The organism is Bernardetia aquimarina, from assembly GCF_042180575.1.
Taxonomy (GTDB): domain Bacteria; phylum Bacteroidota; class Bacteroidia; order Cytophagales; family Bernardetiaceae; genus Bernardetia.
In genome coordinates, this window is record NZ_CP170094.1 from 1881904 (window position 1) to 1903921 (window position 22018).

General features: G+C 31.5%; 19 protein-coding genes. 6 read left to right on the forward strand and 13 right to left on the reverse strand.

Features of this window, described 5'->3' with window-relative positions; all coding sequences use genetic code 11:
- Positions 1 to 35: 35 nt before the first annotated feature.
- A complete protein-coding gene (locus ACE193_RS07855; protein WP_375562450.1) occupies positions 36 to 1064 on the forward strand; it encodes a hypothetical protein in 1029 nt (342 codons plus the stop codon).
- 72 nt (positions 1065 to 1136) lie between these two features.
- Here the strand turns inward: ACE193_RS07855 and ACE193_RS07860 are convergent, their stop codons facing one another.
- A complete protein-coding gene (locus tag ACE193_RS07860) occupies positions 1137 to 3317 on the reverse strand; it encodes a DPP IV N-terminal domain-containing protein (protein WP_375562451.1) in 2181 nt (726 codons plus the stop codon).
- A 152-nt stretch (positions 3318 to 3469) separates the two neighbouring features.
- Here ACE193_RS07860 and ACE193_RS07865 point away from each other — a divergent pair, with 152 nt between their 5' ends.
- The 3 genes from ACE193_RS07865 to ACE193_RS07875 all read left to right on the forward strand — a co-directional run bounded on the left by ACE193_RS07865 (position 3470) and on the right by ACE193_RS07875 (position 6424).
- Positions 3470 to 4027 carry a hypothetical protein gene (locus tag ACE193_RS07865; RefSeq protein WP_375562452.1) on the forward strand — a complete coding sequence of 186 codons (558 nt, stop codon included), beginning with the start codon at positions 3470 to 3472 and terminating at the stop codon, positions 4025 to 4027.
- A gap of 536 nt (positions 4028 to 4563) precedes the next feature.
- Positions 4564 to 5568: a helix-turn-helix transcriptional regulator gene (locus ACE193_RS07870; RefSeq protein ID WP_375562453.1), complete on the forward strand. Its 1005-nt coding sequence runs from the start codon at positions 4564 to 4566 to the stop codon at positions 5566 to 5568.
- Positions 5569 to 5668: 100 nt separating this feature from the next.
- Positions 5669 to 6424 (forward strand): IS1 family transposase, encoded by a 756-nt coding sequence (locus tag ACE193_RS07875; protein ID WP_375562454.1) that lies wholly within the window; start codon positions 5669 to 5671, stop codon positions 6422 to 6424.
- Here ACE193_RS07875 and ACE193_RS07880 read toward each other — a convergent pair.
- Both ACE193_RS07880 and ACE193_RS07885 read right to left on the reverse strand, forming a co-directional pair.
- A complete protein-coding gene (locus ACE193_RS07880) occupies positions 6419 to 6982 on the reverse strand; it encodes a hypothetical protein (RefSeq protein ID WP_375562455.1) in 564 nt (187 codons plus the stop codon). The two genes, ACE193_RS07875 and ACE193_RS07880, sit on opposite strands and share 6 nt — an antisense overlap.
- An 89-nt stretch (positions 6983 to 7071) precedes the next feature.
- Complete coding sequence (locus ACE193_RS07885; RefSeq protein WP_375562456.1) at positions 7072 to 7842, reverse strand: class I SAM-dependent methyltransferase; 771 nt, start codon at positions 7840 to 7842, stop codon at positions 7072 to 7074.
- Between the two features lie 283 nt (positions 7843 to 8125).
- Between ACE193_RS07885 and ACE193_RS07890 the strand changes: the two genes are divergently transcribed.
- Positions 8126 to 8995 carry a DUF4349 domain-containing protein gene (locus tag ACE193_RS07890; protein WP_375562457.1) on the forward strand — a complete coding sequence of 290 codons (870 nt, stop codon included), beginning with the start codon at positions 8126 to 8128 and terminating at the stop codon, positions 8993 to 8995.
- Between the two features lie 48 nt (positions 8996 to 9043).
- Here ACE193_RS07890 and ACE193_RS07895 read toward each other — a convergent pair whose 3' ends face one another.
- The 3 genes from ACE193_RS07895 to ACE193_RS07905 all read right to left on the reverse strand — a co-directional run bounded on the left by ACE193_RS07895 (position 9044) and on the right by ACE193_RS07905 (position 12095).
- Positions 9044 to 10297, reverse strand: coding sequence for a nucleotide sugar dehydrogenase (locus ACE193_RS07895; protein ID WP_375562458.1), 1254 nt, complete (start codon positions 10295 to 10297; stop codon positions 9044 to 9046).
- 137 nt (positions 10298 to 10434) lie between these two features.
- Complete coding sequence (locus ACE193_RS07900; protein ID WP_375562459.1) at positions 10435 to 10626, reverse strand: Lacal_2735 family protein; 192 nt, start codon at positions 10624 to 10626, stop codon at positions 10435 to 10437.
- Between the two features lie 146 nt (positions 10627 to 10772).
- Positions 10773 to 12095: a hypothetical protein gene (locus tag ACE193_RS07905; RefSeq protein WP_375562460.1), complete on the reverse strand. Its 1323-nt coding sequence runs from the start codon at positions 12093 to 12095 to the stop codon at positions 10773 to 10775.
- 387 nt (positions 12096 to 12482) lie between these two features.
- Between ACE193_RS07905 and ACE193_RS07910 the strand changes: the two genes are divergently transcribed.
- Positions 12483 to 12824: a 2Fe-2S iron-sulfur cluster-binding protein gene (locus tag ACE193_RS07910; RefSeq protein WP_375562461.1), complete on the forward strand. Its 342-nt coding sequence runs from the start codon at positions 12483 to 12485 to the stop codon at positions 12822 to 12824.
- A gap of 326 nt (positions 12825 to 13150) precedes the next feature.
- On the opposite strand, the gene ACE193_RS07915 is transcribed toward ACE193_RS07910, so the two are convergent.
- From ACE193_RS07915 to ACE193_RS07945, 7 genes are all read right to left on the reverse strand, one after another.
- On the reverse strand, positions 13151 to 13582 hold the full coding sequence (locus ACE193_RS07915) for a VOC family protein (protein ID WP_375562462.1): 432 nt from the start codon (positions 13580 to 13582) through the stop codon (positions 13151 to 13153).
- A 348-nt stretch (positions 13583 to 13930) separates the two neighbouring features.
- Positions 13931 to 15940: a T9SS type A sorting domain-containing protein gene (locus ACE193_RS07920; RefSeq protein ID WP_375562463.1), complete on the reverse strand. Its 2010-nt coding sequence runs from the start codon at positions 15938 to 15940 to the stop codon at positions 13931 to 13933.
- Between the two features lie 97 nt (positions 15941 to 16037).
- On the reverse strand, positions 16038 to 16757 hold the full coding sequence (locus tag ACE193_RS07925) for a response regulator transcription factor (RefSeq protein ID WP_375562464.1): 720 nt from the start codon (positions 16755 to 16757) through the stop codon (positions 16038 to 16040).
- Between the two features lie 20 nt (positions 16758 to 16777).
- A complete protein-coding gene (locus ACE193_RS07930) occupies positions 16778 to 17890 on the reverse strand; it encodes a type I restriction enzyme HsdR N-terminal domain-containing protein (RefSeq protein ID WP_375562465.1) in 1113 nt (370 codons plus the stop codon).
- 214 nt (positions 17891 to 18104) lie between these two features.
- Entirely contained in the window at positions 18105 to 19352 is a 1248-nt protein-coding gene (locus tag ACE193_RS07935) for a glycosyltransferase (protein WP_375562466.1), read from the reverse strand.
- A 223-nt stretch (positions 19353 to 19575) separates the two neighbouring features.
- A complete protein-coding gene (gene aat, locus ACE193_RS07940; protein ID WP_375562467.1) occupies positions 19576 to 20289 on the reverse strand; it encodes a leucyl/phenylalanyl-tRNA--protein transferase in 714 nt (237 codons plus the stop codon).
- Positions 20290 to 20430: 141 nt separating this feature from the next.
- Positions 20431 to 21957, reverse strand: a complete 1527-nt coding sequence (locus ACE193_RS07945) for an SGNH/GDSL hydrolase family protein (protein WP_375562468.1) — start codon at positions 21955 to 21957, stop codon at positions 20431 to 20433.
- Positions 21958 to 22018: the final 61 nt, after the last annotated feature.

Consider the following 22018-nt stretch of genomic DNA (forward strand, 5'->3'; position numbering starts at 1 on the left):
TTTATTATTTTTAATCAAAAAAAACATTATAATTTATGGAATTACAAGAAAATATTAACATTTTGACAAAAGATTTTAACTTAGATGAAATCACTCTTTTGGGTGTTCGTCTTAATCAAAATAGCAATGTATTATTAGACAAACTATCTATAACAGAAAAAGAGATTACTGGGGATGGTTGGGTTAATACACACAATGATGATTTTTACTGTTATAGAACATCGGATAATAAAATTGTAGAATTTTTGATTAGAAAAGAAGGTTTAGACTCTTTGAAAATAAAAGAGGAAAAAGATATTGAGCGTTTATTTGGCAAAGCAGATTCTATAGAAAAAAAATATAGTTCGCATTACTATTTTTACTCTGATAGAAACTTAGTTATTTCTTGGGATGATGGAGATAAAAGAATATGGGGCATCTATATTGGAAATACTAGAATTACTCCTACATCTTATACAGTAAAAGATTTTTTAGATATTTATCTTGAATTTGTGAATTTAGTTCCAAGTCAATCAGACTGGAATCAAGAGGCTATTTCTTCTAATCCTCCTAGATTTTATAGATTGCAACAACTTAAATCTTTAATGAAGGCTTTTGAGATAGGAGAAGACTTATTGAAAGATTTTAAAAACGGCAAATTTTTGAGAAATAGAAAGGCTTTTGAGTATAAATTAATTAATAATGATGTAGAAAGGTATGTGGATAATATAGAATCACAAAGCTATAAAAAACGAAAAAAAGAGCAATTAGAAGACTACAAAATGCAATGGGGAAGTTCTTTGTCATTTACGTTTACCAAATTTTTAGAAGTAATAGAACGAGCAGATAACCTTTTAAAAATTAATAGTGGAGTTATGGAAGCCAGTACACTTATGGGAGGTTATACTGTAAATAAAGTATGGGATTTAGCTCAAAGCATAGATAAAGAAAAGCTAGATGAAATAAAAGAATTATTATATTCTATGATAGACCCACAAGAAAAATCATTTCCAAGAAAGTTATTGATAGAAAAGTATAATTTTCCAGATGTAGATTTAGAAGCGATTGATATAGAATGGTGGTAGATAATAGAACAAATAAAAAAGGCTTTGCATCAAAAATGATACAAAGCCTTTTTCAATTATCAGCAATTAATTCTAAAGAAAATCCTCAAAATACTTTGCTATTTTCATATACAAATGTATTCTGTCCATTCCTCTGACATTGTGAGGGTGCGAAGGATAAGGAAAATAATCTAACAAAATTTGTTTTTCGATGGCTTTATTTATCAATAAACGAGTATGTTGTGGCAAAACGACATCATCTTGCAAACCGTGAATAATCATCAATCTACCTTTTAAGTTTTCAATAGAATTTAAAAGATTTGCATTTTTATAACCTTCTGGATTTTCTTGTGGCGTGTCCATGTAGCGTTCTGTGTACATAATTTCATACAAACTCCAATCTATTACTGGTCCTCCAGCAACACCCACTTTAAACAAATCTGCATGTTTTGTCATCAAAGAAGTTGTCATAAACCCACCAAAACTCCAACCAAAAACACCCAAACGTTCGCTATCTACATACGATTGTTTTTTGAGCCATTCTACACCTTTTAGTTGGTCTGACATTTCATTTTCACCCAAATTTCTAAAAGTTGCTTGTTCAAAATCTTTTCCTCTATTCGAAGAACCACGATTATCAAGCGTAAAAATAATATAACCCTGTTGCGCCATATATTGCATAAAATAATCTGCACCACCGAGCCATTTATTTTGAATAAGCTGCACATGAGGTCCTCCATAAACATAAATCATGACAGGATGTTTTTTGGTAGAATCAAAATTTGTAGGCTTGATAACTCTTGAATAAAGGTCTGTTCCGTCGTCAGCTTTGAGTTTGAAAATTTCCATTTGTCCACGTTCATAATTTACAAGTGGATTTTCAGCTTCAAAAACTTTTCTTACTAAAGTTCCTGTTTTTGTATCAATAATTTGCGTAATCGCTGGCGTTTCAAGATTAGAATAAGAATCTAATAAAAATTTTCCGTCTTCACTTAGTTTTCCATAATGCGTTCCTGCTTCTTTAGTGATTTTTGTAATTTTACCTGTTTTGATTTCTGTTCTATAAATATGATTTTCAATCGGACTTTCTAAAGCAGCCGTAAAGTATAAAAATTTCTCCTCGGCATCCGTTCCCAAAATATCAGTTACAACTCCATTTCCTTTTGTAAGTTGTCTAATTAATTTTCCATCAGTATCGTACAAATACAAATGATTAAAACCATCTCTTTGACTTTGCCAAACAAATAGATTTTTATTTTTCTTCATAAACAAAAGCGAATGCTGAGGCTCTGTATATTTGTCGTCTTTTTCCTCAAAAAGTGTTTTAATTTTTTCGCCTGTATTTGCGTTGTATGCTTTTAATTGCATAAAATTTTGTTCACGATTTACGATAGCTACATAAATTGTCTTTGTATCTGGACTAAAAGTAATATTGGTAGAATACTGTTCTTCGTCTGTTTTTAGTTCTCTTGTTTGTAAATAAACCGTTTTTTTAGACGCTAAATCATAAACTCCTACCGTTGCATGATGACTTTTTTGTCCTGCCATCGGATATTTTATAGGTGTATGTTTGGCTGGATAAGGAGAATAATCAATCAAAGGATAATCAGTTACCATGCTTCTATCTGTACGATAAAAAGCTAATTTTTCGGCATTTTCCGACCAAAAAAGTCCTTTTGTAATTCCAAATTCGTAACGGTGGGCAGCTTCTCCATACGTGAGGTCTCTAGTTCCATCTTCTGTAATTTGAATAAATTCTGTTGTTCCGTCCTTTTTTACATTCTTAATCCAAATATTATTATCAATAACTACAGCTAGTTTTTCAGCAGAATGAGATTCGGCAAAACTTGCATTTTCTACGACATTTGTAACGAGTTTTACACTTTGATTTTCAAAATTATATATATAAACTTTATTTGCATATTCAAACCAAGCCAAATTTTCATCTATCCAATTAAAGCGAGGCAAACGGCGCATAACAACAGTAAGTTCTAATTTTTCGCTTAGTGTTTTGGTAGAAACGAGTGTTTGTTCAGCAATTTTCAGAATTGGATGAGCCGTTTGGAGTTCTTGTCCGTCGTAGGATTGATAAACATAATAGCCATTTTTTCGCCAATGTAATTGTCCAATATTTTTTGGGGATAAATTATAAAGAGCAGCGTGTTCTAGTGTGAATAAATCTTTTTTCTCTTCTGTGGTTTGGGCAGAAAGTGAAAAAGAAAGTAAAACTAAAAGGACAAAATTTGAAGTTTTTTTGATGATGTATTTTTTCATTTTAAAAATTGAGAATGAAGATTTGCTAAAAATAAGGCTAATATAAGTCAAAACTTTCTAAAACCACAAATAAATACTTTCAGTTGTTTTTTTAGTTAAAAAATCTTATTTTTGATAGAAACACTTTTTATAAAAACCTCCTCCCCTTTATTATGGCACAATTTATTCCTTTTTCTCCAAATGTAGAAGTAAATGGACAGACAATTCTATCTTTTTTAAATGCTATTCCACATAATGCCTTTGCTCATGGAGTACTTAAAGACACTCTCAAGAAGTATAATTTACAAGATATAGAACCTAATTCTTGGTATAGTCAAAGGTCATGGCTAGATGCTTTTGCAGAAATTAGTAAAAAGTTTGGAAAAGCAACTCTCTTTAGTATAGGAAAAGCTATTCCTGAAAACGCTATTTTTCCACCTCAAATTAATGACCTAGAAAGTGCTTTAAAAGGTATTAATATGGCATATCACATGAACCATAGAAATGGAGATATTGGTTATTATAAATTACTTTCGTTTGATAAAAATCATAAAAAGGCTATCATGGAATGTAAAAATCCGTATCCTAGTGACTTTGATAGAGGAATTATAATCACTATGGTAAGGAAATTTATCTTCAAATCTTCAAAAACCATACAAGTAGAGCTAGATACGTCTAAACCTACTCGTCTTGGTGGAGCTGATAGTTGTACTTATATAATTACTTGGTAATTCAACCTCTCTAAAACCACAAAAGGCTCATTCTAAAAATAGAATAAGCCTTTTGATTCGTGTGTGTGTTGTGTTATTTGTGTGTAAGGTCAAAAAAATGTTCCAAACAAATGAAACTAGAATCTCATTAAAACCTTTATGTTGTTTAAAGATAGCTCTCAGTAAATATACTTATGTGTGTGAATATATTTCTGGGTGTGTAAGACTATCTTCTTATTATCTGTGTTTTATTCCAAATTTGTGATAGAAAAATTGTATCTTGCTAAGTCTTTGTAAGTTAGGTCATTTTATTCTCATTTTTATTATGAGTAACTAATTACTACTTTTGCTTTCAACAAGTGTGTTTCTTCCCTAACACATAACAAATTTACGGCAAGTAGAGTAGTAAAAATTATACGAAACTCTCTATTTTTTGAATCAATCCTTCAAAGCATTCAAAAAGTAACACTATTGTTTCGTTTTGTAAAAAAATGACAGATTAGTTTCCTATTTTTATTCCATTGTTCGAATTATTTTATTGATTTACCTTTTATTTTATGTCTATTGCTTCCCTAGAATCTACAATTTATCAATCTAACAGAACTACTTTATCGCTATTTAATTATAATGATGAACTTATTAGTAATACTATCAAACCCAAAACTATCCAAACAAGCAAAGTTACTTTAGTAGTTGTTTTAGACGGAAATATTAATTTTGACTTTAAAGACTATAAACAAAATTGTACCGTAGGCGAATCCTTGATTATTCCTCCTCATAAAGCTATTCGTTTGGACGCAAAATCAAGTGAAGAAAAACAGACTAAAAAAACAACTAAAACAAAAAAAAATGGACTTTCTTGGCTAGAATTAGAAGTTCCTATCGAAACGATTAATCTTACTATTTCTCAATATAATAAAATTGGAGTAGCCCAAGAGGATTGTAAATTGAAGGTAGAAAATACTTCGGTTTGGCAATTTGGAGAAAATCCAATCAATGTTACGCACGATACCAGTATCAAAAAAGCGATTGCAAGATTGATTGATTTGTTTACAGAAGAACACTATAATAAAGAGGCTTTTATAGATTTTGCTATTAAAGAACTTATTTTAAGATTTGTAAGAACTCCTGCACGAGATAAAATTGAGCTAGAAAAAAATGAAGAACTAGAAAACGAAACCAGCCCAAGTATTGAAGCTGTTTTAGGTTATATAAAAGAACATATCGACGAGCCTATTTCTATTGATACCTTGACAGATATTGCCAGTATGAGTAAGGCTGCTTTTTTCAGAACATTCAAAGAAACACTAGATATTTCACCGATTGATTATATAAATAGAGAACGAGTGGAGATTGCAAAAAATCGTTTGGTAGATATTTCAAAGTCAGTTACAGATATTTGTTACGAACTGGGTTACAATCACATGACCTATTTTATTCGTGTCTTCAAAAAGTATGAAGGAATTACACCTAAGCAATTTCAGATAAAACAGAATAAAGAAAATATTCAGAATGAAAAAAGTGAACAGGCTGAGAAGGATAATGAACAAAAGGAAGAATAATCAATAAATTACCCAAACATAAACCAAACTGTTTTGGTAGTGTTCTAAATATAAGGATGTTTTTTTTGAAAAAATGGCAATGAGTTGTGATATTTGTAAAATGCAAACTAAACAAACTCACATTTGCCCTCATTGCCAAGGCAAATATACCGTAAAAAACGGTCAAACTTATTACAATAAGCAAAATTACAAGTGTAAAACTTGTAAACGCCAATTTGTAGAACGTCCTTTACCTGAAAGTAAGGAAGCTATTATTAGTTCTTACCAAGATGAGTTAGTAGCTCAACTTCTATTAGAACGTATTGCTTTAAGAGGCATTAGTCGCCTTTTTAAAAAAAGTGTCAGTTGGGTTACTTCTCGTATGAAACTCTGCTATGAGCGAATAAAAGAAGATTTGCCTATTGGTCGTTTAGCTTCAGCAGATATAGATTTATATCTGGTAGAAGCCGACGAGTTATGGAGTTTTGTAGGTGCTAAAGATTGTCCAGAATGGATCTGGTTAGCTATCGAAAGACGTACAGGATTGGTAGTTGGATTTCATAGTGGAGGTAGAGATCAAGAGGGTGCATTAGGACTTTATTTGAGTATAGATAAGAAATTAAGAGAAAAAGCCATTGTTTATGCTGATGATTTTGCTTCTTATGGAACTGTATTTCCTAAAAAACAACTCCGACAAGAAGGTAAAAAAGAAACTACTAAAATTGAGCGTTTTAATAACACAATCAGACAGAGAAATAGCCCATTAGTTAGGCTTTCTTTATCCTTTTCTAAAAAATGGGAGAATCATTATAATTCAATCAAATATTTTATAGTAAATTACAACAATGAAATTATTGCAAAGAATCCATCCTTATAAAAAGAACACCACCACTGTTTTTGCTCCATTTTCTTTTGCAAACTCTAAAAAACGTTTGAAATTTCTTAAATCTTGTCCAAAATTATTTCCTATATATCCATCTCCTTTATCAGTATTAAAGTCAGAAAAATAATATTCTGCATCCAGCATATCATATGCTGTTGGCAGTAAAAGTTTATTTAAGTTCTCAAGTTTTGAGAGTTTTTCTATTAGTGAAGTTACAATTTGCAAAACTTTATCTAAATTGTTCTTTAGTTTAGCCCTTGCTTCTTCAGCATTACTTAAAATCTTTTGTTTTTCTTCTTCTGTTTTTGCTAAACCTAGTTCGAATTCTAGAGATTCTTCATCTGGGTAACCCATAATTTGATAAATTATTGAGATATCAACATTTGTAATTTTACCAATTTGGTCTAACTCTGCTTCATGTCCTACTGAAGCTTCTCTAAACATGAGGTTGCAAAACTGCCTACTTAGGCTATGTTTGTGAAAAAAATCTCCACTATAAATTTCTTCTATTTCTTGATAATTATCTGTAACAATGTCTATATCAAGTCCCATATTCAAAGAAAATTATAGATTTTAGAAAATTGAAATATTAAAGAATAAACCTATTCTAATCATAAAATCAGAATAGATTTATAAAAAATTTACTTCTCCACCACAGCAAAGAAATCAAAGCATTTATCGGCATCATCAGAGACAAAATAATCACCCATTGTAACCGAACCAACTAACGAATTATCTTGTTCTTGCAATTTTTTACGATTCATTCTATTCAAAATATCATACGGAATTTGAAGAATTTGTCTAGGCAAGTTTTGTTCTAAATTAAAAATATCTAGCTTTTTGTATTTGGCAACCGATGCTTTATTTTGGTTGTAATATTCCCAAATTTTTTCATTCCCTGTAATTCCTTTTACATCTACTTTTGAGAAATATTTCTTTAAAAGTGTTTCTAACTCTTGTGCTGTATATTCTCTTGTGTGCCAAGGATTGCGTGTAAGCGAAAGTTTGATATTTGGCGTTGTAAGTATCATTTTCCCACCCTTTTTCAAAACTCGTTGAATTTCTTTGAGGTAAAAATTATCATCTTCGATATGCTCAATGACCTGCTGCGTAACCACAGTATCAAAACTTTCATCGGCTTGATTAGCAAACGGTGGAATGTTTTGATTCAGAAAAGTAAATTCTGGATGTTGTTTTTGCAAATGATTGATGAGTTCTTGATTTTTGTCAAGAGCCGTGTAATGCGTACAATGAGGTTTGAAAAGTTCTGCACCTTTTCCCACACCACAACCTGTTTCCAAAATGCTTCCACTTACATGTTTGACAGTTTGATGATAAGCAAAAAGCAAACGTTGATGGATTACGTTATCGCTAGGAATGGTATAAGCTGTTATTTCTGTTGTTTTGAACATATTTTTAGTATATCGTAACCGTAAACGAGGTAAAAACTGTCGTTTAGGAGCTTTTACATAAATTATATAAGTTACAAAGGTCTTAATTTTTCTTGTAAAAACGCTATAAATTAGATTTTAAAACCTTCAAAATCAGATTTTATAGTTTTTTTTGAGTACATTTTAGTAAAAATTGATAAATTTTTACTAAATCATTTATGCAATTTTCTAATTCCTTGCATCTATTTATTATAAAATGAGAAAAAATCATCAATCACAATCAAAAAACTAACTCTATTTAATTATGAAAACTACTTTGAAATTTTCACTTTATGTTTGGATTCTTTTTTTGCCCCTTTTTGCTTCTTGTCAAAGGGATGAATTTACAGAACAAGATTCTTTCGACCTTACACAAGCAAAGATGAATGCAGAAGAAGCACGTAATGAAGCAACAATGAGCAGCTTTGTAAGTAATCAAGATGGCACAGAAGGAGGAACAAGTGGTGAGCCAATCGTACAAGGCTTGTATGTCATCAAAACTGGAAATATGCAACTTCAAGTGCAAGATTTGGATAAAGCAAAAGAAGAAGTTTTGCAAAAAGTAAAAGCAAATAAAGGATTTACTTCGGCTGCTAATTATAATGATTATAGCTCTTCAAAGCAGCAAAATATAACAATTCGTGTAGCATCTAGTAATTTTGAAAACTTGATGAAACAACTTTCAAGTATTGGTTTTGTAGAAAGTCAATCTCAAAACTCACAAGATGTAAGTGAAGAATTTGTAGATATTCAAGCACGTTTGAAATCAAAAAGAGAAGTAGAAAAACGCTATACAGAGATTTTAAAAGATGCCAAGACAATTTCTGAAATATTGAAAATTGAAGACAAACTACGTGTCATCCGTGAAGAAATAGAAGCAAAAGAAGGACGTTTGCGCTATTTAAAAGACCAAGTTTCGCTTAGTACAATCAATCTGACACTTACTCAAAAATTAGAAAATTATTCTAAACCACCAGAACGTTCATTTTTTAGTCGTCTGTTTGAAAATATGGGCGAAGGTTGGGATGATTTCTTGATGTTTGTGGTCGGAGTGATGCGTCTGTGGGTATTTTGGATTGTCTTAGCAGGAATTATTTTTGGAATTGTGAGATGGAGAAAAGCTAGGAAAAAGTAATTTTTGCCTAAACCTATAAGGTTTTCGAAAACCTTATAGGTTTATTTTTTATAGTCTTGCTGTTACTTTAGACTTATCAAATTTTCCTTTAATATCATAAATAACTGTTTTTTCGTGTTTGATAGTATCAAAATTTAATGAATCAAATTCTTTGTGTGAAACTGCCAAAACGATAGCATCATACTTTTCAGAAGGTTTTTTTATTAAATCAAGAGTGTACTCATGTTTTACTTCGGCTGCATCTGCCCAAGGGTCATAGACTTCTACATTTGCACCAAAATCTTGAAATTCTCTAATTACATCAATAACTCTTGAATTACGAATATCAGGACAGTTTTCTTTAAAAGTAATCCCTAACACTAAAATTCGTGCGCCTTTTACGCTGCTACTTCTCTGAATCATTAGTTTTACTACTTTTGCAGCCACAAAAACCCCCATTGTGTCATTGATTCTTCTTCCTGCCAAAATAACTTCTGGATGATAACCCAAACTTTCAGCTTTATACGTCAAATAATAAGGGTCGACACCTATACAATGTCCACCCACTAATCCCGGTTTGAAAGGTAAAAAGTTCCATTTTGTACCTGCTGCTTCCAATACTTCAAGTGTATCGATATCCATTTTATCAAAAATAAGAGCCAATTCATTGACAAAAGCAATATTCAAATCTCGTTGAGCATTTTCAATGACTTTTGAGGCTTCGGCTACTTTGATAGAAGAGGCAAGATGAGTTCCTGCTGTAATAATTGACTTATAAAGTGTATTTAATTCTTCTGCTATTTTTGGTGTACTTCCACTTACAACTTTTTTTATTTTTGAGATAGTATGTTCTTTATCCCCTGGATTGATGCGTTCAGGAGAATATCCACAAAAGAAATCTTGATTAAATTTTAGTCCACTTTCTTTTTCTAGAATAGGTACACAATCTTCTTCGGTACATCCAGGGTAAACAGTAGATTCATAGACAACAATATCTCCTTTTTTGAGAACCTTTCCGACTGTTTTTGAAGCAGCAAGAATAGGAGTTAAATCAGGTTTTTTATATAAATCAACAGGTGTAGGAACAGTTACAATATAAATTGTTGCTTCTGCCAGTTTTTCAAGACTTGTTGTGAAAGAAAGTTGTTTTGATTCTTGTAAACCTTCTTTATCTACTTCAAGCGTTTTGTCGTAGCCTTTTTTGAGTTCTTCAATACGATTTTCATTAATATCAAAACCAATAGTAGAATATTTTTTACCAAACTCAACAGCCAAAGGCAAACCTACATAACCCAAACCAATAATTGCTAATTTATATGACATAGAAAAAGAACTTTGTTAATTTAAAAAGGGAGAATTGAAAATCAGTTTTATATTTTCAATCTACAAAGTAGCTAATTTTTACTTATATAAAAAAACGAGAAAAAGTTTATTTTAGGGCTATTTATAAGATTATTTGATTACCCATTTTGAGAATTCTTCAATTCATCTATTTGCTTCAAAATTTCTTCAGCTTCAGCCGTTTTTAAATCACTGGCTTTTCTATCTATACGAGACAGTTTAAAGGCTTCTTCAGTCATTTTTTTATACGTTTCTGTCAATTTATCAATTTTTGCTTGTATTGGGTCTTTTTTCTTAAATAATCCGAACATAGTTGTAATTATTAGTAGTAAATATTTAATTAATGCCCAACTAACACCTTGTTTATGGTTTTGTTTCTTAATTTTTACTCACAAAAAAAGCCATCAACAAAATTACGTGTTGATGACTTTTTTCTTTTCAAAAGTAGTCTCAAAAATTAGAAACGAAGCTCTACTAACTCCCAAAATTCTTTTACTTCATCGTTCTGAAAATTCCAATCATATTTCATGATATAATTATTCTTCAAAAACATGATTGCTTCTTTGTGAGTCGCACAACGGTCTATTCCTGTGAGTGCATCTTCTAGTTCGTCTTGATTATTCCCAAATAATTTTTTGGTAAAAAGGAATTTTTGATTGAGTGTAATGAGTTCCTTAATCGTCTTACCAGAAGGCTTAAAACGTTCTGCAAATGTCGGTGCATCATCATCTGCTCCTGTTGTATATTTATCAGCAAAAGTAGGTTCTTTAATCGTTTCGGCTTGTTTGGGTGCTACACTTGTAGTCGTTACTGGGCTACCATTTTTTTTCTCTTCGCTCATAAAATTAGGTGCAGAATAAGTAGTATTCTCTTCTGTTACTTCCTCTCGTTTATATGATTTGAACAAAGGTGTATCTTCTTTTTGAGTAGCTTCTTCTTTTACTTTTTCTATTTTTGGTTCTGTTTTCTTTTCTGCATAAGTTACTTCAGAAGGAGCAAAATTGGTTGTTTTTTCTACTTCCTCTTCTTCAAAAGAAGTATCAAAAAAACTTTTCGTTTCTTCTTTTTGAGGTGTTACTTCTGCGACAGGTTCAGGAGCTTTTTCTTCTACTTTTTCAGCTTGTTGAGTAGGTTCAGTAAAAGTAACAAATTCTTGAATTTTGAGAGGAACAATATCTCCAAGCTGACGCAAAACTGTTTTTGGGTCATCATATTCTACATTATTATCTACAATATTTCCGATGGTGTCAATCGCTTTTGTAGCCGAAATCATTCCTGCATCACTTTTTTCTTCTAAACCTTTTATGATTTGTTCAAAGAGAATTTTATGTGTTTTTACGTATTTTAAAGCAGGTTTGAATTCTTCATTGACACGAATTGTACTTCCATTTTGAGCCAATTTCTGAACTTCTTGTTCGTAAAAAACATACGGAGCTAACAATAATTGAATGGTATCAGCCACAGATTGTGTAACTAATTTCTCAAAAGTAGCTTGGTCAATAGAAATATTGCGAGAAAGCATATTCATAAGTTTCTCTAAAAGAGCCTTAATTTCTGGATTTTCATAATCAAAAAATGGACTTTTGATTTTAGCATTATCAGCTTGCCAATTTTCAAAAAGAATTTTAATGATAAATAAATTTATTTGTTTTATTCCACAAAAATCAGTGAGTTGAGAGCCTGTAATACGCTCATGTTTTGCAAAAAACTCCGAACAAACAGCTTTAGCGAATGATTCAGCATAAGCAAGAACAGCGTTATTATTTAATTTGCTTGCCATAATTTTATAAGTAATTGGTTTTGGATATTATTTTTAATGGATTAAATTCTATTTTTATGTCTTGTATTGTGTTATACCAATTTGATTATGCTTTTAATGAATTGCAAGTTCGTCAAAAAGCTAATCAATACATTATTTCAAAACCCTTTTTAAAGGATTTTTTTCAGAAAAAGTTGTCTTTAAAGTGTTATATATAAAGAGTTTTGCTACTTGTGCATATAAAACTTTCTCTAAATCTAAAATTTTAGCTAAAAATACGAAAACAATTTGAACTCTATTTTATTTTAGTATTCTAAATTTATTTTCTCTTATTTTTAGGCTCAAAAAAATTAAACTATTTTTAGTTTAATTCTATTTTTCTAGTTAATTCCCAAAATATTGCCAACAATGCCAAAAATCACAATTCAGAACATGAACGCCGTAGAATTTTCGGCAGACACAAAAAAAAGTTTATTACAAAACATTTTAGATGAACAAATTGACTGGTTGCACTCCTGTGGAGGAAAAGGAAAATGCACCACTTGTAAGATGATTATTAAAGAAGGCAGCGAAAATCTTACACCAAAAGGAAACGTAGAAAAAAACTTTTTTGCACTAGAAAGACTAAAAGAAAACGAGCGTTTGGCATGTCAATGTAGCCTCAAAAATAATGTAGAAGAAGATGCAAAATTAGTAATCTGTGTGGCAAATTCTAATAAATTTCCTCACATTGAGTATTCTGAATGTTAATCAATTTATTGTGTTCAAAATAAATTGAAAAATACAAAACCATATTTTACCTTTTTAGTAGAATATGGTTTTGTGTTTTTGAAACAGACTAGAAAGTCTCCTATAAGTAAATGAGTAGAATTAAATATAACTAAAAATACCGTAACTTATTGGTAAATGATTTATATGATTTTTAAGATAAAATGAAGATAAATGCAATTTCAAATTTAATTTGTTATTTTATAATACAACTTTGTATTATCCTGTAATTATCATAAAAATCACTCACTAATCAGTCATTACTTATATTTAATTTTGTCCAAGTACTTATATGTAAATCTATCAATTTATTTCGCAAAAAGTTGGTCTATATTTCTGAAGGCTTTAAACTCTAAGGCATTATTTTCTGGGTCTAGGAAAAACATAGTTGCTTGTTCTCCTACTTTTCCTTCAAAACGCAAATAAGGCTCAATGACAAATTTTATATTTTTAGTTTTCAACTTTTGAGCTAATTCCTCCCATTTTTGCCATTCCAAAACAACTCCAAAATGAGGAACTGGAACATCATGTCCATCCACCAAATTAGTAGGATTTGAAGCAAGTTTTTCTTTTGAGAATTTACTTTCAGGTTTTTGATGAATTACAAGTTGATGTCCAAAGAAATCAAAATCAACCCAGTGAGAATCACTTCGTCCTTCTGAACATTCCAAAACATCTCTATAAAATTGACGACATTTTTCTAAATCAATGACAGGGATAGCTAAATGAAAAGGCTGCATAGAAATGGTGAATTATTAATTGTAAATGGTAAATGGTAAATGAATATAAACAACTAATTAAACTTTTAATTAAAAAGTCGTGTAGTTTATTTATTTCTCATTCCATAGGAGTAATTATGAATTACGAATATAAACTACTGAATATCAGCTTATTTAATTCCTACTTCATAGTGTGAATCATACTACTAGACTAGACATTTTCAAATAAATAGGTCAGTCCCAGAGGGCAGACCGTCTATAAACTAAAAACAAGTAAAATTGACTATAAACGGTCTGCTCTACGAGGCTGACCTATACAGTAATTAGTAAAATGTCTAGTAGTATGAGTGTGAATTAAAGTATTAGAAATTATTTTTTAACAAATTTCTCTGTCAAAACTTGTCCTGTTTTTAGATTAGATATTCTAAGAATATACAATCCTTTAGAGAACGAAGATAAATTTTGATTAAAATTCTGAATTCCTTTTTCATAGTTCTCAGTATTCTTAGCAACTGATTTTCCATTACTATCAAAAATTTCTAGTTGAATATCTGAATTAGAAGAAGGAATTGCAAAGACAAAATTAACAGTGTTTTGAGCAGGGTTTGGATATATTTTTTGAATCTCAAACTTTGTAATTACACCTTGATTATCAATAGCTATTGTTTTGGTATAAGTAAATGTTCCATCCAAATCTACTTGCTTCAATCTATAATAATTGATTCCATTTTGTGGCTCATCATCCCAATATTGATAAATTTGATTTTCCATCTTTTTATTTCCACACTTCAAATCTCCTATTTTGACAAAATCCATTGCATCATTACTTCTCTCTATTTCAAAATGAGAAGTATTAAACTCTCTAGCTGTTGCCCAATGCAATAAATTTTGGTCTTTGACTTTTTCTCCATCAAATTCGGTTAGTTCCAAAGGTAAAACCACACAGTCTAATCCTGCTGTTCCAGAGAAAGCAATGTCAAAACCAATACCTGTGGCACTAAAATTATTAATTACAATATAGTATCTTTCTCCAGCTACCACATTCAAATCATCATTGAATGGATTACCACCACCTGGATTTTCAGAGTTAGGGTCAGGGTCATTATCACCAAATCCACCTGCTAAACCTGTATCTAATCCTGTCGTTCCTCCTGCACCTGTACTAGAACTTGCATTACAAGATACACTATTTCCTCCTACTATACCTGCACAAGTATTTGCACGAAAAAGATTAAAATCATAATCATCTCCTCCTGGATTTTGAGAATCTATTACAAAGCCTAGAGTTCCAGAAGTTTGAATTTCAAAATTAAGCCAAATAGATTGTAATTCCGTTTCATCAAATCCTCCTGTAAAACAATTTCCAATATTACTATCTACTGCTCCAGGACCAAAACTATTCGTATTAAAAGAAGAACTACTACACAAAGGAAAACTAACATCACAATCTGAATATTGGTTTTGGATGCAAATATCCATAGTCCCTGTTCCACCATTATTCTCCCATACACGCAAATAATAGGTATTTCCCCCTATAAGATTGTACTCTAATATTCTTGACATATTACCAGTTCCTCCATTGTTATCACAATCGATTGATACAAGTGAGCCACATGTACCATCAGGTGCATGATAAAGCTCCATTCCACTATTTGTAATCGAACCTGCTTCTGTATCAATAACTGCTTGTCCACCTGCTGGAGCTACAAATCTATACCATACATCCTCTGCACCAGTACCATTAGCACAAGAAGGGTCTCCGCCGAAAGTATTACTATAAGTAGCTCCTACATTTGTGATTTCTCCAAAAACACACTCAAACTGCCCTACATCTAAATCAAATGCTCCTGTGCATTCATCGTTAGCTGGGGGTAAAACAGAATGTACACATATACCAAAATCACCTGTTCCTCCATTAAACCCCCACATTCTTATGTAATAAATTTGACCATTAACTAAATCAGTTCTTGTAATAAGTGATAAAGTTCCAGCACCTCCATCATCATCACATTCTACAGATGTAAGTGTATTACATGTTCCATCTGTAGAAGTATATAATTCAATACCTGTATCTCCAAGAGAACCTATTTGTGTTTCAATAGTAATATTACTAGCTACTGCTTCAAAACGATACCATACATCTTCTAAAGTTGTTGGGTCAAAGCCACCACCGAATGCACAACTAGGGTTTCCTCCTGATGCAGCGTTTCCAGATGTAGACCCTACATTTGTACTTGGGACAGAAACACAACCTGTTGTGCTAACAATAATGGTAGGAGCAGATGAACAATCGTCAGACTGCCCATATAAATCAATATTAATAAAGCAACACAAAAAAACAGTTGCTAAAAAATGAAGTAAGTAATTTTTGTTTTCCATAGTATTTTTAATAATTTAATCCATATTTTTCCTAAAAATAATGATAATTATTGAGTTTTAAATTATTTTTGCCAAAAAAATAAAACAATTCATCATTTCAAGCTTTTTTGGTTGTTATTTTAAAACCTACACGAGGAATATTCTCTATTTGGATAGTTTCATCTTCCTTCAAATACTTGCGTAATCTTGAAATAAAAACATCCAAACTTCTCCCCAAAAAATAATCATCATCTCCCCAAAGTTCTTTTAAGATAAATTCTCTCCTCAAAACCTGTTCTTTATTTTTACAAAAAAGCTCTAATAATTCAACTTCTCTTGAAGTAAGAGAATATTTATTTTGGGAAGGAGAAAGCAATAGTAGATTTTTTACATCAAAACTATACTTTCCTATTTCTATAACGGAATTTTGATCGATAAGATTATGTACTAATAAAGGATTTTCTGTAATTATCGAACGCCTCAAAAACACCTCCATCTTTAAAACTAACTCTTCTATACTAAAAGGTTTTGTCAGATAATCATCTGCACCAATTCGAAGAGCATGTAAACGGTCTTCTTGTAATGATTTGGCAGTCAGAAAAAGTATCGGAATTTGTTTATTTTTTGTTCGTATTTTTTGAGCTAACTCAAAACCATCTAGTTTTGGAAGCATGACATCAAAAATGCACAAGTCAAAGTTATTTTTTTCATCTTCAAAAACTTCAAAAGCTGTTTGTCCATCTTTTATCCATTCAATTTCATAACCTTCTAGTGTTAAATGGTCTTTTACTACAAACCCTAGTGTAGGGTCATCTTCTACAAATAATATCTTTTTCATAAATTATTTCATTCTCAAAATTATCTTACCCTAGAAAAAGCCTCAAAAACCCAGTTCAGAATTACCATCATTAGCGATTGAACAGGAACTCCAATCACAAAAGGAACAAAATAATTCATCATTCGCCAAGATTCTTCTACTTTATAATAATGATTTCTACTCCACCAACAATACCAGTATTCAGAGCAACAGGTACGACACATTTCATCTGTTCCAAACAAAAACTCACTCAAAACAAGGGAAGGGATAACGACGATAAGTGTCGCAAAAATGACTTTATTATTAAAAACAAAAGGTAGATTTTTTCCTTTTTTCTTACGGTTTCGTGCTGTTCTTTTTTCGGTAAGTTTAGGAAAAAGTTTGCGTTTGAATCCCCACATCATAACTAAAGTAGTCAGAATAGGAACAGTCCAATACAAATGTCCGTAATGAATACGCTCTTTTACCAACCAACGAGTATGATTATCGATTTGAGCTGTGATAACTTTTGCATTAAACCAACTTATCAGAAAACCTATAAAAATGAATACAAAAGCAAAAAGAAAAGCATCAGTAAGCCAAGGTTTTTTGGCTTGAGGAATGATATAATTTTTATAAAATGCTTTTAATGAGTGTTTTATTGTCCAAAAAGTTTCATTAAATGCACCTGTAAATTTTGAAGAAGTCGAAAAAGAAGGCAAATTATCAATTTCTATATACTCTCTACCATTCTTTACTGGTTTGGTCTTGTAATAGGTATTTCGTTTTTGAGAAGTAACCCAAACATACTTTCCATAAAGTTGATTATCATAGGATTTTCCTTGTTCGACAGCTTCTAAAAACGCTCTTTTTCCTACATCAGCACGCTTACATTCGATAATTACTTCATCGTTTGTGTGTTGATTATCTGAAAATATAACAATATCAACAAATCTATAACTAGAACCCATTTTTACTTTGCGTTCAAAAGCTATTCTACTAGGCGAGTATTTTTTTTCTGTTACAAGTTTTATGTATGCCCACGCCCTAACTTCTTCTTCAGGTTCCCAACGCAAGCGCATAGATTGATGAGGATAAAAAACATAACGGTCTGTTCCTGTTCCATCGAAGCGAATAAGTCCTTCCAAAACTCCTTGTTTGAGTATTTCGGTCATTTTGTAAGGATCTAAGGATTTTACAGTTTTTTTATTATTTCTTGTTGAGGTAGAGTTTGTAGCCAATTTTTGAATAAATTAAATACGTAAGTTGGATAGAATGAAGCTAAAATACAGCTAGAATAAAAGTAATACTAAAAATGCGTTTTTTTTACTAAAAATCCTAACTTGATTTATCAAAATACTAACTTTTGCTATTTTTTTTGGCAATATTTCAAAACTCTCTGTCTTTCCATTTTACCTTTTTTGTTTTCAAAAAATAAATTCCTACTAAGAAATATAAAAATGATTCTATCAAACAGAAAAGAAAAATTTGTATTATAGTTGTCGGTAGAGACACCGACAAAGGCAAGAGTTTTAATTTTATAAAAAATGAAATAATCAGTAAAAAATTAATTATTGAAATTATAAAAATTGATAGAATGAAGTAAAAATTTCCACTCAAAATTATTCCTAGTAGTATTCCTAACAAAAAGATAATTCTGAATAAATAAGCTATCAAAATTCCTTTTTTAAGAAAATTAGAAAACTGCCAAGCTCCACAAAACCAACGATGACGCTGTAAAATCCAATCTTTTAGAGTAGGTTCTGCTTCTGTGAAAGCTAAAGATTGAGGATTGAAAAGATGAAGGAAGAATTGATTTTTGTTTATAAGTCGCTCGTGAGGACACGAGCAACGGTGTTTTTTTTGCTTTTCTAATTGTCTGACACTTTGAAGTGTCTGACAATTTTGTTTTTCCTGCCGTTGTTGGTGTCCCCACCAACGCCCATTTATGTGATTTTGAAAGGCTTTAAAAAGAGCTACATCTTCAGTTACTGAAAACTCAATGTTTTCATATCCTCCTATTTCTTGATACGTCTTTTTATCAAAAATGAGATTATTTCCCATTGCAGTTTGTGGAAAATGGAGTTTTGAAAAAATGGCTAAAATTCCCTGTCCAAAGACCCAGTCTATTATTTGAAAAGTAGTAAGAAATTGTTGTTGGTGTCGCTTCGTTAAAACACCAACAACGGCATTATTTAATTTGGGAATTGTCGTTCCCATTACCATTTTTATATATTCTTTTTGATAATATTTTTTTACTAATTCTTTGAGCCAATTTTGATTTACTAAAATATCAGCATCTAATAAAATAATGGTTTCTCCTTCTGAATGATTGATTAATTGATGAATAACATTTACTTTGCCTTTCAGATTTATTTCTTTATTTGAATTTTCTATTTTAAAATACTTAAAATTTATTTTTTGATTTTCTTGAATGAATTTGTTTCTAAATTTCTTTATAATTCCTGCACTCTCATCTATTGAATCATCATCTCCAATCAAGATTTCTAATTCAAAATTATTGTTATTTTTTTCTGTTTTGTAAAATTCATTTATAGCTAGTTGTAAATTATCTAAGCAAGATAAAATTATTCTTTCTTCATTTCTGACGGCTACTAGAATACTTATTTTTTTCATTAGATATAGAACTCGGTATTATAATTTATGTATTTATCAGTCTATGCTTCTTTATTAGCTGATTTGCCAACTATCTTGTCAGTACACCTTCAAGGTGTCAGACAATTTAGTCCAACATAGCTGTCTGACACTCTGAAGTGTCTGACAGGGACATAAAGCAAGAATAGAATACCGAGGTCATGTTAGATATAAATAAGGTTGCTCATGTCCCACAAACAATAAATTACGAAAAAATAAATTCAGCTGAATCATTAAAATTGGTTTCAAATTTTTCTTTATCAAAAGATTTTTCCTTTCCTTTTTCTAATCGCTCTATAAATCCTGCACGAGGAATCATATCAGCTCCAAACCTAGCCAAATGCTCTGTGTAAACCTGACAATCAATCATTTGAAAATTATTAGCTAATAAGTTTTTTACCAAGACTACAAAACCAACCTTTGAAGCATTATCTTCTAGCGCAAACATAGACTCCCCAAAAAAACATGTTCCTACAATCTCTCCATACAATCCTCCTACTAATTCATTTTCTCGCCAAACCTCTACCGAATGAGCAAAACCTTCGTAATGAAGATTGATAAAAGCCTGTTGCATTTCAGAAGTAATCCAAGTTCCATGTTGGTTGGGTCGGTAAGCCATTTTACAGTTTTGCATCACTCTTTCGAAGGCTTGATTAAAAGTAACTCTAAACTGCTGTTTTCTTAAAATCGGTCTAAGACTCTTAGAAAATTTAAAATTTTGAGGTAAAATAACAAAACGAGGGTCAGGCGACCACCATAAAACTGGACTATATTCAGAATACCACGGAAAAATTCCGTTATTATAGGCTTTTTTGATTCGTTCTTCTGATAAATCTCCACCAACAGCCAAAAGTCCATCATCATCAGAATACTGAACAGGAGGAAAATCTAATGTATTTGGATTAAGACGATATGCCATGAAATAAAGTTAGAAATATGAAGTTAGAATTTAGAAGTAAAACCAAAGTTAGAAATTAGATTTTATAAAAAATAAAAAAAGTCTTACAAAAATAAATTTCTGTAAGACTTTTATGTAAAACTAATGATTAGTTATAATGATTTATGGGAACAATACACCACGATAATCATTTACATTAATCAATGATAATTTTGCATTGTATTTTGCGTTGATAGCTTTAATAAATTCATTTCCTGCAAGTGCATAACCACGTTGAGTAAGGTGAATTCCATCTAAACTAAATGCACCACCTGTTACAAAACTAGGGCTATAACCAACACCTTGATAAGAAAAACCAGATATTACTTTGCTAAAGAAGTCATTAATATCTACATACGCATATTTTGAACCTGCTGCATCTTGGATAACACCATTGTATGCATCAATAGCTGCATTTACTTTTGCTTGTTCACTTACATCTAATACCAGACTTTCAGGAAGAACTGGAAGAGCTTGAAATTCTGGACTAGCAGTATAAGCAAGAACTGTAAGAAGTATCAAATCATCTGGAGTAGCCGAACGCAAACCTGTTGGATTGGTAGCACTAGGAGTGCTTCTAATAATAAAAGGATTTGCTCCTTCTGAAACAGTAGGGCGAAATTGAGATGGTATTGCTTCATAATTTGATTCTACTGCTGCATCTATTGCTCCTTGTACTCTAGCTGCAATATCGGCTTGTCCTTCTGCACTTGCTAGATAAGCATCTGCTGCTGCTGTTGCCTCTGCTTCACTAAGTCCTGCAGCTATACCCCCATCTATTCTTGCCTGTCTTAATCCAGCAGTCACTTGTGCTGTAATAGCAGGTCGATTAGCTTCTGCTTGTTGTCTTATTCCACCTTTAATGGTTGCTTCAATTCCTGCATTTACTTGTGCAGCAAGTGCTGCATCAATTACAAAAGCATTATAAGTAGCTGTTGTGAAATAAGGAGCAGCTAAGATATTAGGGATATTAGCGATTGCCCCACCACTAGCACCATCCATCTCAGTCAAGATTTTGTCAAAGTCAGTTCTGAATTCTTCTACTGGAGTGATTGCATCGCCTCCTTGGTCACCACCCGAAGTCGCATAACCAAGTACGTCATTGTTTCCAATCCAAAGCGTAAAAAAAGTAGGGTTTTGAGCTGCTGCTTCTCCTGCTATTGTAGCTCCAGGGTTAGATGCAAAGCGAGCATAGTATGGATTACCTTGTGCCGAACCATAACCAACTTGTGTTAAGTTTTTTACTCTAGCACCTGGTACACCCATATTTTGATAAGGACCTCCACTTGCAACAGATGCAAACGCACTTGGGTCAGGAGCAACAGGCGAAGGAGAACCATTAACTAATTGTAGATAACCACTACCATTGCCTGCTGGCATAAGAGGAGTTGAGAAGTTTAGGCTTGAATTCACTTCTTTCATACTCTTAGCCATCATCTCAGGATAAGAATTGATTTGTGATTCACGATATACTCCCCCATCTGCATAACCTGCTGTGAGTGAGTTTCCTAAAGCTACATAAGTTGTAAAGTCTGCACTACCACTTACAGGTGTTTCGACTTCAATTTCTGGCTGACAAGCAAAAAGCCCCATAGTAGCAAGCATAGCTACACCTGTCCAGCGTGAAAAAAATTTGTTGTATAATTTCATAATGAATATATGCTAATTTTTGTATTTTTTTAAATAATATAAATTAATGTACTGTAAAATT